The following is a 15756-nucleotide window of genomic DNA, read 5'->3' as shown; positions in this document are numbered from 1 at the left end:
GTGCTTAATAGAAATGGTCTTGTTCTCCAACGGATCAATCTCTATGTCAGCGGTACAGGGTCATTGGCGCGAAGTATCCGAGCAAAGTTTGCCGGCGGCAACTTTTTTAAATCCAGCCATCAGAACTTCCAGTCAAGTGTTGATCATCGTCGAACGCAAGGAAGATTGGGCCTCGTACTTCCCCAGCGAGGACATCGTCACCGCTCAGGAATACCTCGAGCAAACCCGTGACAACGAGCCGGGCAAGCGGGTGCAGGTGATCAATCTGTGCCGCAGCTACAAGTACCTGGGGCACGGTTACTACTGCTCACTGCTGGCAGAAGCCCGCGGCCACAAGGTGATTCCATCGGTGCGCACCATCAGCGAACTGACGAAAAAATCGCTTTACGGTCTGGCACTGGACGATCTCGATAAAACTCTGGAAAAAGCCCTCACTCATCATCTGTACAGCGATACCGAAGGTTTCACCCTGACGCTTTACTTCGGAAAAACGCATATCGAGCCACTACAGGATCTGGCTCGACAATTGTTTGAAGTGTTTCCGTGCCCGATTCTGTTAGTTGAGTTTCGGCGAACTAACGGTTGGCACATCGAAGGCATTAAGTCCGGTGCCCTGCACAAGCTGCGTGATGACCAAGAAGATCAGTTCGCCAATGCGCTGGACGGCTTCAGCCGTAAAGTCTGGCGAGCACCACGCTCGCCGCAAGTGGCGCGTTACGACCTGGCGATCCTGCACGATCCGCAGGAGGCCTTGCCGCCATCCAACGCCAAGGCACTGGAGAATTTCGTCCGGGTCGGCAAGCGTATGGGCATCGACGTCGAGCTGATCGAGCGCAAGGACTATGCGCGGATCGCTGAGTACGACGGCTTGTTGATTCGCGAGACCACCAGCGTCGACAACCATACCTACCGCTTTGCCAAGAAGGCTGAAAGCGAAGGCCTGGTGGTGATGGACGACCCGACGTCGATCCTGCGCTGCACCAACAAGGTCTACCTGACCGACCTGCTCAACAGCCATCAATTGGGCATGCCCGCCACGGAAATTCTCTACAAGGAGCGACCGGAAGATTTCGAACGGGTCGGTGAACGCCTCGGTTTTCCGCTGGTGTTGAAGATCCCCGACGGCTGTTTTTCTCGCGGAGTGATCAAAGTCGAAAGTCAGCAGGCGCTGCTGGAGGCTACTGCCGAACTGTTCGAACACTCGGTGTTGTTGCTGGCTCAGGAGTTTTTCTACACCGAGTACGACTGGCGCATCGGCGTGCTCAACCGCAAGCCGATCTTCGCCTGCCAGTACTTCATGTCCAAGGGCCACTGGCAAATCTACAACCACAAAGCCAAGGGCCAGGACGTCAACGGCGAGTGTCGCACCCTGGCCGTGCACGAGGCGCCGCGAGCGGTGGTGGAACTGGCAGTGAAGACCGCCAATCTGATCGGCGATGGCCTCTACGGCGTGGACTTGAAACAGGCCGGCGACAAAGTGGTGGTGATCGAGGTCAACGACAACCCGAACCTCGACGCCGGTATCGAGGATGCCTATTTGCAGGACGATCTGTATTCACTGGTGCTGGAGGAGTTTGTGCGACGATTGGAACTCAAACGTCGCGGCCAGGCCTGGTGAAGCGCCGATGATCAGCAGTTTCGCACTGACTCATGGCGCGTTGCAGCGGGTCGAGCGGCTGGACGCCGAGGTGATGCTGTTCAGCAACCCCGATGCGGCCGAGCGCGATTTGCTCCACAGCCACTACAAGGTCGACGAACACGCGTTGGCCTCGGCGCTGGACCCGGACGAAGTGTCGCGAATCGAGTTTCACCCTGATCATTTGTTTCTGATCTGGAAGCGCCCGGAAAACTATTCCGGCGGTGGCAGCCTGGCGTTTGAAGTGTCGTCTTGTGGCCTGCTGTTTGCGCCCGGTCAATTACTGGTGATCGCCACCGACGACACGCCGCTGCACGGCATCGGTACGCGCCAGCCGCTCAATGCGCCGCTGGATGTGTTGCTCGATCTGCTGTTCAACAACATCCACCATTACCTTGGCCATCTGAAGGTGATCAAACTGGTCGCCCGCGAGCTGCAACAGAAGTTCAACGCCTCGATGCAGAACCAGCATCTCGTGCAGATGTTCAACCTCAGCGAAAGCCTGATCTATTACATCAATGCCTTGCACAGCAACGGCGCGGTGTTGACGCGGCTGCGCAATCATGCGGAAAAACAGCATTTCGGCAGCGAGGCGATCGGACTGATCGACGACCTGATCATCGAGAATAACCAGTGCTACAAGCAGGCGGAGATCTACTCCACGGTGTTCTCGGGGCTGATCGATGCGCGCGGCAATCTGATGAACAACAGCATGAACAACCTGCTGCGCAAACTGACGTTGATCAACGTGGTGTTTCTGCCGTTGAACCTGATTGCGAGCATTGGCGGGATGTCGGAATTCAGCATGATGACGGCGGGCACGCCGTGGTGGATTTCCTACCCGGTGTTTCTGCTGGTGATGTTGCTGGGGGCAGGGGGGATGTTGTTTGGGTTGCGGCGGTTGGCCAAGTGATCGGTGGTGACTTGGCCGACGCCAGCCTATAGCGCCAGCGTTAAATAAGCCGTTGACTCGCCGGCCGCCGCCGGGCTAACTTCAGGCCCATGACTTCCACCGTATTGCGCTGCCAGCCAAGCATTATTACCGCCATTCCTCATTTGGCGGGCTAGCTCACGACTGCAGCACCCAACCCGCCCTAGAGGCGGGTTTTCATTTTCTGTCTCCGGGGTTTTACCAACGAAGGCTCCCTGTAGGAGCTGCCGAAGGCTGCGATCTTTTGATCTTGCTTTTGATTTGAGAATAACAAAGTCAAAAGATCGCAGCCTTCGGCAGCTCCTACACAGAGCGCCCGGAGATGACGATGAAATACAGCCCTGACCAGCAAACCCTGCTTGAGCAGTACGTGAAAAAGATCCTCGCCGCGCCGGTCTACGACATTGCCGTGCGTACGCCGTTGCAAGCGGCGCCAGCGCTGTCCGAGGCGTTGGGCAATCGGGTTCTGCTCAAGCGCGAGGACCTGCAGCCAACGTTCTCCTTCAAGATCCGTGGCGCCTACAACAAACTGGTGCAATTGAGCGATGCGCAGAAAGCACGCGGGGTGATCACCGCTTCGGCGGGCAACCATGCGCAGGGCGTGGCGCTGGCGGCGCGTGAACTGGGGGTCGCGGCGACCATCGTCATGCCCTCGACCACCCCCGAACTCAAGGTGCTTGGGGTGCGAAGTCGGGGTGCCGAGGCGCTGCTGCACGGCGAGAGTTTTCCGTTTGCCCTGGCCCATGCGCTGCAACTGGCCGAGCAAACCGGGCGCACCTTCGTCTCGCCGTTTGACGACCCGGAGGTGATCGCCGGCCAGGGCACGGTGGCCATGGAAATCCTCCGTCAGCATCAGGGACCGCTGGATGCGATCTTCGTCCCGGTGGGCGGTGGTGGCCTGATCGCCGGCATCGCGGCGTACGTCAAATACCTGCGGCCGGAGGTACGGATCATCGGTGTCGAATCGGAGCACTCGGCCTGCCTTAAGGCGGCGCTGCACGCGGATGCGCGGGTGGTGCTGCCCAGTGTCGGTACGTTCGCCGATGGCGTGGCCGTGGCGCAGATCGGCGCTTATGGATTTGAGGTGTGCCGGTTTTGCGTGGACGAGGTGGTTACCGTCAGCAATGACGAGCTGTGCGCGGCGATCAAGAATATCTACGACGATACCCGCTCGATCACCGAGCCTTCCGGGTCATTGGCGGTGGCCGGCATCAAACAATACGTGGCGCGCAGCGGTGTTCGCGAGCAGACTTTCGTCGCGATCGACTCCGGCGCCAACATCAACTTCGACAGCCTGCGCCACGTCGCCGAGCGCGCCGCGATGTGCGGCGTCCCGGCGTGATTACACTCAGGGCAGCAATGGGCGCAGGAAACTGCGCTCGTAACTGACGATGAATTTCTTCTGCACCAGTGATTCCACCAGCGCCGTGCTTTCCGGGTCGGTCAGCGCGATGTGCCGGTAGCTTTCGTAATCGGCCAGCGAAGGAAAGCTGAACAGGCAATAGGCGATGTTGCTCGCGCCCTCGGAGGGCAGGAAATAGCCATGATGGGTGCCGCCCAAGCGCTCGACGATGCCCAGCCAGGCCTTGGCATAGGCTTCGAACTCAGTCAGTTGGTACGGATCGATCACGTATCGCACATGGCAAGTAATCAAGTGTGGCGCTCCCTGTTTCAGGTCATTCCGCGATGGCGGTACCGACCTTGTCCGAAGCCGACCAGATGCGGTAACGCACTTCGACGTCCTTGGGCGCGTAAATCACCAGCGGCAGCTTGCTGTTGTAACGCAGCATGAAGCCATCACCGACGACCGGGACAAAGGCGCGCTTTTTCTGGCTGCCGGGCGGACAAGCCATCAGCGTACTCATCGGCCCGATGACTTTTTCCAGCCGGTAGAACGGGTAGCCCCAACCTTCGAGATTTTTCTCGTCCAGAACACCACCCAGACGTTGGCGATTGCAGTCGACTTCCAGGGTCTTGCCGGCAAGGACTTCAACCTGGAAGTTCTCTTCCTGATCCTGTTTGGGCAGATAGATGACTTGGCGGGTGAAGCCATTTTCCGCCTTGGGATACGGCGCGACGTCTTCGAGTTTGGCCGCGTGGGCGAGGGTGGACAGGCCGGCAATGAGCAGACCGATTGTCGCGCGAGCGCGTAAAGAACCCATGAAAGCCTCCTGGCGGGTGTAGGGTGGATGTCGGGCATTCTCACTGTCATCAGCGATGAATGCAAACCGGCGTCGACTTGCAAATTGCAGTGCGCAGAAGGCCCGATCTTGCATTTTGCAACTGGCTAACTGCTGGCCACCGCGCCAAGTGCTTGATTTCATGAGGGTCGAAATGACCCGATGAAAGGCACGTTTTATGCGTCGCTTTGGTGCAGCGCACCGGCTTCGGGCGCCTACACTCCAATGGGCATTTCGCAGTACAACCGTTTGCCGCACCAGGGAATCAGCGGGGACACACCCGTGCAGGGGCAGCAAAAGCGGTCAACGTGAAGAGTTGATTGGCAGTTTCATCAATAAGGAGAGGTTCACCATGTTTCTGTCTGCCTTGGAACTACGCAATATCATTGAAAGCAGTTTTCTGCCGAAACGCTGCCAGTGCACGCTGTCGCCCGACCTGTCGATGACCGTCAAGGTCTTCGGCGACCACCAGACTGACCAGGTTGATCTGCACGTCAGCGGTATCGACGCCAGCCACCTCAATGGCTGTCGCGAGATCAACGAACTGATTGCCGGCCTGCGCTCGGATCTGGCGCAACAAACCACGCCACAGCATTACAGTCCTCGCTCCAGAGCCGTTTAACTCACCGTTTCACCCAGTTCGACCGTCACGCGCCGGGCCTGCACAAAGCCGAGGCCCAGCGCGAACTCGACCAGCACCGCGAGCAGAATCCCGGGGCCGGCATGGCCGTTCAGCCATTCGCCAAACCCCAGCACCGCCAGACCAAAACAACCGACGATAAACCCGTTGCTCAGGGCATTGCGACCCAGCGACGGCGGCGCGCTGCGCACCAGATAAAACATCACCCCCAACGCCGCAAACAGCACCGCACTGCGCCGCGCGACAAACCCGACAGCGCTCGAATACTCAATGCTCCAGATCGCCAGCAATACCTCCGGGAAAAAGCCCCAGACCAGCGCCAGTACAAAACACAACGAAGCGGTGATGATCGACAATGTGCGAAACGACAACTGCATGGCGAGTCCTTGCGGCAGTAAGAAGGGACCCCGAGCATAACCCGCGAAGCCTTCATCGCCTACCGCGAAGCCGCAAATCAGAGCCTTCTGTCAGTTCTGGAAGTTGCAGGCGTCAGACATTTTCCGGTAGGTGATTTCCGCCGGCTTGCCTGCATTGTCGATGTACTTCATGTCAGCGGTGATGACCTTGCACTGCTGAGTCTGTGGCTCGGTCAGGGAAATCACTTTGTTCACATGCAACGGCATGCCGTACTGATAGGGAACGGGCTGGGTAGCAGCGTTGGTGTCATTGGCCTGAGCCAGCCCGGCGAATGCGCTGCAGGCTAGGGCGGAGGTGAGCAATAGCGTGCGAATGTTCATGAATCGGACTCCCGTGCGACGGAATAAGCGTTCGGCGCCATACGGCCGAACCTGCCGCACTCGGCGTCAGCCAGCGGCTGAGGTGTGCGGTTCAGTACAGTCTTGGACTGCGGCGTTAAGCGATGGTTAACCTGGCTGAACGCCGGCTGTCTGGCAGAGGGAGGATTTCTCGGGGATGCGGTGCCGATTCCTACAAGGGGTGATGCCTTGTCTGCTTTCGGCGGCGGGAGCGGGGCGGGTATGGTTTGGCGTCGCTGCAAAATCAGCGGCTCGGGTTTGGTCACCTGAAAATACTCACACATGTGTGCCATCATTCGCACCGCGGACATCTATGTCTTCGTAGTGCATCGCTGTGGCGGCTGTGTGCAGGACGCCTTCGGGCGAGCTGATTGGGTATTCAGTTGACCAAACTTGCATACAGTCCGCCTCCCATCGTTTGGTCACGGTGTCGGCGGGTTACCTTACCCAGCAAGAGATAACTCTGATGCCGATATTAAATCCGTTACCCAATCGTTATCACCCTCTAAACAGCAGCGTTACCGACAGCGCGCCAATGGTCATCGACACTCAAGCCAACCCCCAAGACATCCTCGAAGCCGCCGTCTAGCGCATCCGCGCCTGCAGCGACCTGCTCGAAACCCTGCACTGCTTGTGCTTCCGCCATGGCGATGTTCAGGACATTCCACACATTACCCATGCACTGTACCTGCTTGCGCAGGATGGCAATGATTTGCTGCAGGTGGCACAGCAGCAGATGCTGGATTGGAAGGCGCCGGTTTGATGTTGTAGCAAGAAGGGAATGAGTGAGGTTGAAGTAGAGTTCATACAACTCACTCTTTCCGTTATTTACGGCATTTCTTTTGCAGAAATAATTGTTTTTAACGTCCCAGCTTTTCGGGGAAAAAGGAGAGGGGCGGGTGACTGTCTTTCCATTTTTTAGCGACTGCTTTTGAGCTTTCAATCTGTTCGGAAGTCATCTTTGCCCCAATCTCTTCAAGAGTATCCTGAACGAAATCCTGAATGGCACCACCCCCATCCAGCTCTTTGAGCAGGCTAATCAGTGCATAGCCCTTAACCAAATCCAAAGGGTAACCAACCTGATCAGGCGCATGAGCAAGGTAAGAGCCATAGCTGCTGATTGCTTTTTGATCCCCTGTTTCAGCCGCTACTTGAAGCCAATGACGGACGCCCTCGAGATCGTTGTTTTTATAAAGGATCTCAATGTAATCCATCATTGCTTTTGGATTCCCTCCCTCAGAAGCCGCTTTCAACCACCGGCTTACTGATGCTTCCCGCTTCCCGGGAAGAAGGAAAAATCCCTCACCTTGCCGATCACCGACGGCCATCCAATACTGTGCGAGCGCGTAGCCTGAGCTAGCCGATTTTTCTAACCAAGTACGATCAAAAGTTATTTCATACATCAAATACAAAGACTCAGGATCGCCTTTGCTTGCTCCCTTCATAGCTTGATCTTTTGCCTGGCTCAACCATTCGGCGCTTGATTTTTCGCTAGGGGGGCAGTTGTTCATTTTTTTGCAAAGATCGTTGTTTTGGCGACCTAATTGAATCATCGCAAATATAGATCCATTATTCGCAGCTTTTTCATACCATTGCTGTGCTTCGGGCGTCATATGTCGGTTGCGCTTTCTTGATGCTTCTCCTACGTAGTATTGCGATTCGATGTTTCCAGATTGTGCTTCTTTTTCTAATATGGGGAAGGCTGCATCAAGCTTAAATTGATTGTATAGGATAATACCCGGAGAAACTTCGTGTGCCGGCTCCAACGCAGAAACAGGAGTGGCGGCTATACAAACTATTGCGGTTATGAAGTAGTTGATTAGCTTCACTGGGCATTAATATCCTAATTTGTCCGGATAAAATGAGAGCGGCGGGTGCGTGGACTTCCACGTTTTAGCGAGTTTTTTTGCTTCTGCTATCTGTTCTTTGGACATGTTTTTTTCAACTTCTGGTAGCGTATCGTTAACGTTGTTTATTACGTTGCCGCCACCGTCAAGTTCTAGCAGGTTCGATAATAGAGCATATGATTTTACTGGGTCTGATTGGAAGCCGTATGTTGGTTCAATCCCACCAATGTAGGATGCATAGCCGAAAACTCCGGATACATAGCTTAAAGTTGCAGCTTTTTCATTCCAAAATCTGAAAGACGATAAATCATTTTTTTCAATACTGGCTGCTGCGAATCCCATCATGCCTGGAGGATAGCCATTTTCTGCAGACGCCTTCATCCATTTTTCGATTGCTTCAGATCTTCTTGATGGCAGCAGGAATGTGCCACCCCCTTCTTGGTACTTAGTGGCTAAACGAAATTGCGCCAAAGCGAACCCGCCTTCAGCAGATTTCTCTAACCAGTCATCGTTACCTGTTATTTCCCATAACAGGTACATTGACTCAGTATTTCCTTTGGATGCCTGTTCAGTTGCAAGCTCTCTAGCTTTGTTCGTCCACTCTTCGGGCGAATGCTCTGTAGGAGAACAATTCTTCATGGTTGCGCACAAATCTTCGTCCGCTTCTCCAAGCCGAATCATCGAATAAATATTGCCTTTTTTTGCAGAATCCTCATAAGCTTTTTGTGCTTCTTTAGTCAAGTAACGGTTGTTTTTTCTTAATGCTTCCCCTAGGTAGTAAAGTGCTTCGTCGTCACCACCATCGGCTGCGATTTTTAAAAAGTCAATTGCGGAGATAGCTTTGTATTGATTATAAAGTTCAATACCTTTTTTTTTGGCTTCTTCTTGCTGCTGGGTGAGAGCGGCATTCGCAGTATTGCAGAGCAATATGAAGAAAATACAGAGAGAGATGTTGAATAATTTTATAATTTTCAATTTAGTTTGCTCGCTGGAGCTGAGTATCTTACTGACGATTTTGGTATGTAGCTGTTTTCGTGCATAACAATTTTACAAGAGCCATCAAACGGCTCACCTAATAGTGAGGCATTTTTCTTGTAACGAGCTCTCATTGTGTTCCCTAGCGCGTCAATTAAATTAAGCACTGGCTCGCTCATGAAATTATCCAGGAGATAGCGGTTTTCGCAGTATTTTTGACCGATATCAACAGGTTGCACTCCGAATTTATTCATGCATGCGCAGGCGAGTTCAAATTGCTTTTGAGCTTCTAAGAGGCTTCCGTTGTTTTTAGCGTTTGTGGTTATGTAAGTTATTATTATTTCAATTGCTGTTTGCTGGGCCAAATACGATTGTTGTCTAGTGTATTTTTTATTACCTTCTTTCGAAGTGCCGATGGTACCTTGCTTTGTTGACGCTATGGTGAACTCTTCAGGGTTAGACATTAGTGTCATTAAAATCGGGCCTAATGCTTCTGGTGTCGCTTCTATGACCCATTTTTTTAACTCGTCGGGGTTTTGGTATTCAACGATCGCATGAGCAATCGGCCCCCCTTTTCCGCTACTTGTCATCGTCTCATACAAGCTCATGACCACATCCCAACCCATGAGATAAGCCATTTCCACATTAAGCCCGGCCGCTCCTAAAACGTTTAGAGCTGATGCATATTTCCCTGCTTCGGGTTCCATCCACTCAATTTTTCTACCTTTTGCCTTGTGAAGTTCTTTTCGATACAGGTTGATGATATCAACCACCGCCTCATAACCAATCTCAAACTTAAAGCTGCCGTTAGCACCTGGGCCCAGCACTACCGCAGCCTTCAGATTGAGAATAAAGCGGCCCTTATCCACAGAAATCTGCGCCGTTCCCTGGAATCCTGCGCCCAGCGCAACCCCCACAGACCCACTCAGCTTGGCAAGGGTTAGCCATGGATTGGCTTTTTTCGCGTCTTTATCGCTGCCGATACCCATTGTTGGAGCGGTGCGCAGTGCGACCAGCTCTTTAGGTGGTGCCCAGTTCAGTGCGCCGGTGAGTTCGATGGCCGCTTGCAAGCCTCCGAAAACATTGAAAGTCGCTTTCGCTCCGTTTTCGATCTGGACATTGGCGGCACGCCCGGTCAGCACTTGGTCTGTGCTTTTGGTGCTGGCAACGGTGCCGGATTTGGACTTGTGTTCAAGATCGGGAGTAGGGCTGTTGTCGCCGCTGTCGGCCTTGGCTTTCTTGGCCGCATCGTGATCTGCACGTTCTTCTTTGGCTGATGCGTCTTCACGCTGTGCGCGTTTGACCGGGCTGAGGGAGGCGCCGTATTTGACGTTGCCGAGGATGGGGCTCAACTCGACGGTGCCCGCCAGTAGCAGCGATGCCCCGGCGTACCCCCAAGCTTTCACGCCAAAGTGGAAGGAGAACCGGCCGAAGCTCATTTTCTGCGGCACGCCGTCCAAAGAATAATCCAGCGTTATATCTTTAGCGCTCGCTTTGGCAGGCATGTCGATTTTCATCAACTGTACTTCGCCGCGTGCCAGGTCCAGGCTCAGACCTACGTTGGCCGACATCTGAAAGCCTTCGGCCGCGGACATTTTGGGGCCTTCCAGCTTTACTTCGCCGTGAATGCTTGGCTGGGGAGGAGTCAGGCAGCGAACGAATTGCGCCTGAGGGCTGTTATCGAAGAGTCGGATTTTTCCGCGAACGCTTTTCCGGAAGACCAACTGCTGAAGGTGCTTGCCCCAACTGGTCAATGCTGCACTGTTCTCCAGTTCAGTGACGGTGTAGCCCTGTTTTTTCAAATAAGCGTAGAAATCGTTGGCTTTAAACCAACCCTTTTCATCAAAACAGTCACCTACTTGGTCGCTGAACTTGACTGCGCCCTGCGCAAGGAGCCATTCGCGGAATGAGCTGGTTTCACTGTTTTTATCAGAATCTTCTGTCGCGTCGGTCGGTGGGCTTTTCATGACCTTTTTTAACGAGCCGCCTAAACTTTTTCCATCCTCCTTCAGGATTTTTTTAGCATCTTTCAGGTTTGTCATGCTGAACCAGCCCAAAGGCGTACCCTTGGCGTCCGAAAGGCTGACCTCACGAAGAGGAAACCCGGGTTTAACCATGCGGTCGACTGGTTTAGGCTGGAACTCTTCTGGCTCCCAGATGAGATGACGCCCAGGCTTGGTTGCATTGACATTACTTTGGGCTGTTGCCTGAAGGTCGTCCTTGATTTTTTGCAGCCGATCCCACTCGGCTCGCTCTACGTCAACCAAGCCCGCTGGCGCTTGGGCATTTTGACCGGTCGCTTCGATCCAGCGTTTGTATTTTTCCTGAAGCTGAGCCGTGACTTCTGCCTGCTTCTTCTCTGTGTCCAGATACAACTTGAATTGCGCGATGCCCGATGGAAGGCCGTCACTGATAAGCGCGAACTCCGGAAGTGCGATACCGTACTCCGAAACTTTGATAATGGACTCGGTGTAAGCATGGTAATTCAGTGCGTCGGCGTTTTTGATCAGCGTGTAGACATACCCAGACATGTCCGCTGTACAGTCGCTCATACCGCTGCATATGCTTTCGTAACTTTTTTTCTGCTCAGCTAGCGCCTTTGCAACGTCTTCAAGGGGTACTTGTTTGAAGTCTTTATTGCTGAGTATTTTTTTTCGCGCTTCAAGATATGCTTGCACGCGCGCGCGGGCTTCAATTGCCTCCTTGGAGTACAGCGATCCACTTTCGTAGGAGTAGCCCTGAAGCTTCGCCGCTTTTATCGCTTCCTTTTTCAGCTCAAGCCACTCAGTCCGCCGTTTGTGGAAATCTACAAACTCTTTGCGAATACTTTGCTGGGTAGCTATGTCCGCATTCAAACGGTCAATGCGCGATTGTGCAGTGTCTTCCTGCGGAGCTTGAGCAGGTGCGGCTACCGGCTTGTTTCGATTGGCTTCGTTTTGTCTCTTCTTAGCGGTTGCGGGATCGATTTCGATCTCATCTCCCATCGCCTCGAACTCTTCCATACGCGTGCGCTGAGCGCCCGTGAGGAAATTGCTCAACTTTGGTTCGAGGAAGTATTCAAGTAGACCTGACTCCTGCAGCCCGTTGAGGCGTGCATCACGCGCCTTGTTCGGTGCGATCATTTTTTCCAGCGCAAACATCGACTCTTTGATGGCGGACTTTGCCCGCTCAGGGAGTAGCCAGAACTCTTGTTCCTCTGTCGCATAAATGGCGCTCGCAAAAGTCTTGGAGCAGGGTGGGGCGTGAGGCTTGAAGGTCTTTGAGGAACCATCGGGAGAGTCCTTGACCGGATCCAGCTCAACCAGATCCTCGGCGGAACACTGTGTTGCAGCATTCGGAGCCGTCTCGGCAGGCGCTTTAGGCGCAGCGGGCGTCGAAGCAGCGGGTGTGGCTGAGGCGGCTTGCGCGCTTTTAGGGACGCTCAGATTCCATCCGACTTTGACGTTGTTCGGATTGGTGATGAAGGGGTTGAGTTGGCGAAGTTGCGCCACGGTGCTGTTGTAGCGCGAGGCAATCTGGCTCAGGGTTTCGCCGGGCATGACGGCGTGATTCGTGATTTCCATGGTGATTCCGTTCTGTTGTCGCGTCGCCGTTAACGTTGGGCGACGGCGGCTGATTCCAGGAGCCGATCTACTTTGATAAACGACTCGTCCTTTGATTGCAGGATCGCCATGATCTCGGGCTGCGCTTCAAATAGCGGGCCGTTCACGGCATGACCAAGCTTGAGCAGGTGATCACCTTCATAGATGTTGCTCTTGAGCAGGAGGTCGAGGTTGTCGGCGATATCGTTCAGACGATCATCACTCGGCTCTTCAAAAGCTGTGTATTCCTCATCTACCCAATACACCCAGCCGAGACGCGCTTGAACTTGCGCGGCTGCCTCCGGAAGGTTGAATGGCGCTTTGTCACCTGGCCATGTCGATTCTTTGTTGGCTACCCAGGCTAACCATGGAGCACGCTGCTCGCCGAAGTTCTTTGGCGCGGGGGAGTAAACGGCGTTCCAGCAACCCAGTAACTGATCAAAGGTTTTATTGGCGGTGTAAGCCAATGCTGCCCACAGGCTCGGTTTGTGGAAGCTCAACAAACTTTGCCCTCCAGAACCGTCGTTGACTCTGAGGAGCCAGCGTGCGTGAGCCAGGGCCTTTTCCGGGTCAGGTGTTGAGATCGCAATTCCCGAAAAGTGTTCCTCACAAAGTTTTGTCGCTTCAGCGGCCAGTTTGCTACCTCTGGGGGTGATCAACCACAAGGGACCCTCGGGAATTTCGGCGAAGTCGGTACCGAAGAACAGCCCTTGGGAAACAACGGGCTCACCGACTCGATAGAGCCGACTCAAGGCTTGCGGCTGGAGGCCCTGATCGATGATGAAGCACAGCGATTCGCTTGCAGCGGGCAGATCCGAGAAGTTGTAACGAGGCTCTGCCAGCAGAGCGCTCAGCGCTTTTACATGCATGTGCAATCCTTACGGCTGCAAGCGCCGTTACTCTGTTTGCCGCACAACGGTGTGATGCCTGATTCATTGAGACGAGCGGGTAGTGGTGCTTTGCCCGCCTTATCCGCATCCGCCACCTTCATCGGCCCCGGCAGCAACGGCGCGGCCGGCGTACCTACACCCGGTGCACCGCCGGTATTGACCTTCACCTCGGCGCCGCTGATGGTCACGCCACCGGCGTCAACCTTGACGAAGCTGCCACCGGCTTTGGCGGTCAGTTCCATTGCGCCTTCGACGACGACTTTCTGGCCGGCGTAGTAATGAATTTCGCTGCCGGCTTCGACGAATTGTGCTGTGCCTACCTTGAGGTGCTGGGTGACTGCGACGGTCAGGTGATCATCTGCGCGCATTTCACTGACGCGATTCAAATGGGTGATGCGGTGCTCTTCGACTTTGAATTCGCTGTAGGTGTTGGCCTCAACCGTGTCATGCCGCTCATTCCCCACACGAATCTTCTGGTCGTGCTCGATGTTCTCGTCCCAATCGCGCTGGGCATGGATGTAGATTTGCTCGACACCCTTTTTGTCTTCAATCCGAAACTCGTTGTAGCCTTTGCCGCCCGGGGAGCTGAGGGTTTTGAAGGTGCTGCGTGTCTTGTTCGTCGGCAGGTCGTAGGGGACGACGTTTTCCTTGTGGTACAGGCAGCCGGTGACGAGTGGCTGGTCGGGGTCGCCTTCGAGGAAGGTGACGAGGACTTCCATGCCGATGCGCGGGATGGCGATGCCGCCGTAGGCCGCGCCGGCCCAGCCGCTGGCGACGCGTAGCCAGCAGGTGGTTTTGTCGTCGGACTGGCCGTCGCGGTCCCAGTGGAACTGGACCTTGATGCGGCCGTACTGGTCGCAGTGGATTTCTTCGCCGGCCGGGCCGGTGACGACCGCGGTCTGGCTGCCGAGGACTTTGGGTTTCGGGTGTTCGAGGGCAGGGCGGTAGTGCGCGTCCCACGGGGTGGCGAGGAAGCTGTTGCGGTAGCCCTGGTGGAAATCGCTTTTGTTGTCGGTGACGTCGCTGGTGACGTTTTCACCGAGCACCTGCGGTTGTTTGCCTTCGTGGAAGACTTCCAGCAGCAGCCACAGGTCGTTCCATTCAGCGCGCGGGTGTTCGGCCAAGGTCAGGAAGTGGCCGCTGGTCAGGGTCGGTTCGTCACCTTTGCCTTCGGCGAGTTTGTAGTCGCTGCGATGACGTTCGAGGGCGCGGGTCGAGAGGAATTTGCCGCGCTCGCGGGTGGTGAAACGACCGGGGTAATCGTAGTCCTCAAGGTCCGGGGCGAACTCGGATTTGACTGCACCTTCGGGCAGGATCTTCGGTTTTTCGAAGTCGTAGTCGCGGCGGCTGACACGGGTGGTGCGGGTTTCCAGGCGCAGGTTGAAGCGCTTGATCACCGGTTTGTCGGCGCTCATGCCGGAGTCTTGCTGGTAGCTCACGGCCTTGAGTTTGCGGAACACCGTCTGATCATCGCCGAACACCAGTTTGTGCCCGCTGCTGCTGTGCTGGAAGTGGAAGTGAATGCCTTCCTCTTCGCACAGGCGCTGGATGAAATGCAGGTCGGACTCGTCGTACTGCACGCAGTAGTCGCGCTGCGGGTACTCGGCGTTGAGCTGGAAGCTGTAGGCGTCGGCCAGAATGCCGCGATCTTCCAGCACCTGGGCGATGATCTTCGGCACCGTGAGGTTCTGGAAAATCTGCTGGTCATGGTTGTGCCGCAGATAGGCCAGTTGCGGTACCAGGCTGATGCTGTAGCGGGTCAGGGTCTTGCCGGAATCGCCTTGTTCGATGCGATACACCAGGCCATGAATCTTGCCTTCGCCGGTGGCGCCGAAGGTCAGGACGCCCGGCTTGTGCAGCAGCTCTTCGAGTTTGAGGTCGGGGCGGGCGCTGACCAGTTCGAGGTCGAAACGGAAAGGCTCGTTGAGGGCTTCGCGACCGGTGAAGCTGAGCACTTGCAGGTCGGCGGAGGCGCCTTCGAGGGTAAGGGTAATGTGGGTAGCGTTGGCGTCCAGCATGCCTTGAATTCCGTCCATTGAATAAGCAGGTGACGGATGATGGAGGATTAGACCGCCTCGTTCAAGGCGCAAATGCCGTAGAGAGGGGCCCCGCGGGGTATAGGGAAAACCCCTATGACGGCGTTTAAACCCAATGAAACCGGGGGGGGCGCAGTCGTGAGCCATTGGTCAGCGCATGATTTGAGCCCATCGCAGGCCGAAGAATCGCCAGTCAGTTTCAGACTAAAGTCGCCTTCAACCCGTAAAAGCCATCTGCCATCATTGCAACTCACCCCTGCGTGTCCACTTCTTCCCGGCTGTTTT

Annotated in this window: 12 protein-coding genes and 2 pseudogenes; 5 read left to right on the top strand and 9 right to left on the bottom strand. The window is 55.1% G+C overall.

The genetic code is table 11. The features are described 5' to 3' along the window. Positions 1–43 precede the first annotated feature (43 nt). The 3 genes and pseudogenes from ACTJKS_RS17535 to ilvA all read left to right on the top strand — a co-directional run. On the top strand, positions 44–1618 hold the full coding sequence (locus ACTJKS_RS17535; protein WP_047294647.1) for a RimK family protein: 1575 nt from the start codon (positions 44–46) through the stop codon (positions 1616–1618). Between the two features lie 7 nt (positions 1619–1625). Then, the gene (locus ACTJKS_RS17530) at positions 1626–2549 is read left to right on the top strand and encodes a magnesium transporter CorA family protein (protein ID WP_041064381.1); all 924 of its coding nucleotides are present in this window, start codon (positions 1626–1628) and stop codon (positions 2547–2549) included. Positions 2550–2889: 340 nt separating this feature from the next. Beyond that, positions 2890–3891, top strand: a pseudogene (gene ilvA / locus ACTJKS_RS17525) (threonine ammonia-lyase, biosynthetic); the annotation flags it as partial. 24 nt (positions 3892–3915) lie between these two features. On the opposite strand, the gene ACTJKS_RS17520 reads toward ilvA, so the two are convergent. Together ACTJKS_RS17520 and eco are read right to left on the bottom strand one after the other, a co-directional pair. Beyond that, a complete protein-coding gene (locus ACTJKS_RS17520; RefSeq protein ID WP_003225174.1) occupies positions 3916–4221 on the bottom strand; it encodes an NIPSNAP family protein in 306 nt (101 codons plus the stop codon). A gap of 22 nt (positions 4222–4243) precedes the next feature. Continuing rightward, positions 4244–4729, bottom strand: a complete 486-nt coding sequence (eco, locus tag ACTJKS_RS17515) for a serine protease inhibitor ecotin (RefSeq protein WP_041064378.1) — start codon at positions 4727–4729, stop codon at positions 4244–4246. Positions 4730–5099: 370 nt separating this feature from the next. On the opposite strand from eco, the gene ACTJKS_RS17510 reads away from it, so the two are divergent. Beyond that, on the top strand, positions 5100–5369 hold the full coding sequence (locus ACTJKS_RS17510; RefSeq protein WP_198758642.1) for a DUF1652 domain-containing protein: 270 nt from the start codon (positions 5100–5102) through the stop codon (positions 5367–5369). Here ACTJKS_RS17510 and ACTJKS_RS17505 read toward each other — a convergent pair. Next, entirely contained in the window at positions 5366–5764 is a 399-nt protein-coding gene (locus ACTJKS_RS17505) for a hypothetical protein (protein WP_262947891.1), read from the bottom strand. The genes ACTJKS_RS17510 and ACTJKS_RS17505 overlap by 4 nt on opposite strands. Positions 5765–5854: 90 nt before the next feature. Next, positions 5855–6124 (bottom strand): DUF2790 domain-containing protein, encoded by a 270-nt coding sequence (locus ACTJKS_RS17500; protein ID WP_047294637.1) that lies wholly within the window; start codon positions 6122–6124, stop codon positions 5855–5857. Positions 6125–6608: 484 nt separating this feature from the next. Between ACTJKS_RS17500 and ACTJKS_RS17495 the strand changes: the two are divergent. Next, positions 6609–6905: pseudogene (locus ACTJKS_RS17495) on the top strand (hypothetical protein). 97 nt (positions 6906–7002) lie between these two features. Here the strand turns inward: ACTJKS_RS17495 and ACTJKS_RS17490 are convergent. Genes ACTJKS_RS17490 through ACTJKS_RS17470 form a run of 5 tightly spaced genes read right to left on the bottom strand, consistent with a single transcriptional unit; the run spans position 7003 to position 15453 of the window. Continuing rightward, on the bottom strand, positions 7003–7971 hold the full coding sequence (locus tag ACTJKS_RS17490; protein WP_262947890.1) for a tetratricopeptide repeat protein: 969 nt from the start codon (positions 7969–7971) through the stop codon (positions 7003–7005). A gap of 6 nt (positions 7972–7977) precedes the next feature. Next, complete coding sequence (locus ACTJKS_RS17485) at positions 7978–8964, bottom strand: tetratricopeptide repeat protein (protein ID WP_232966809.1); 987 nt, start codon at positions 8962–8964, stop codon at positions 7978–7980. Next, on the bottom strand, positions 8961–12527 hold the full coding sequence (locus tag ACTJKS_RS17480) for a LysM peptidoglycan-binding domain-containing protein (RefSeq protein ID WP_198758645.1): 3567 nt from the start codon (positions 12525–12527) through the stop codon (positions 8961–8963). The genes ACTJKS_RS17485 and ACTJKS_RS17480 overlap by 4 nt, the downstream gene beginning before the upstream one ends. A 29-nt stretch (positions 12528–12556) precedes the next feature. After that, the gene (locus ACTJKS_RS17475) at positions 12557–13414 is read right to left on the bottom strand and encodes a DUF4123 domain-containing protein (protein ID WP_198758646.1); all 858 of its coding nucleotides are present in this window, start codon (positions 13412–13414) and stop codon (positions 12557–12559) included. Further along, complete coding sequence (locus ACTJKS_RS17470) at positions 13405–15453, bottom strand: type VI secretion system Vgr family protein (RefSeq protein ID WP_198758647.1); 2049 nt, start codon at positions 15451–15453, stop codon at positions 13405–13407. Before ACTJKS_RS17470 ends, ACTJKS_RS17475 begins: the two co-directional genes overlap by 10 nt. Between the last annotated feature and the right edge of the window lie 303 nt (positions 15454–15756).

It is taken from the genome of Pseudomonas sp. 22189, assembly GCF_052045635.1.
GTDB lineage: Bacteria > Pseudomonadota > Gammaproteobacteria > Pseudomonadales > Pseudomonadaceae > Aquipseudomonas > Aquipseudomonas parakoreensis.
Note: the sequence above shows the minus strand (reverse complement) of the source record. Positions and strands in the feature narration are given on the sequence as shown.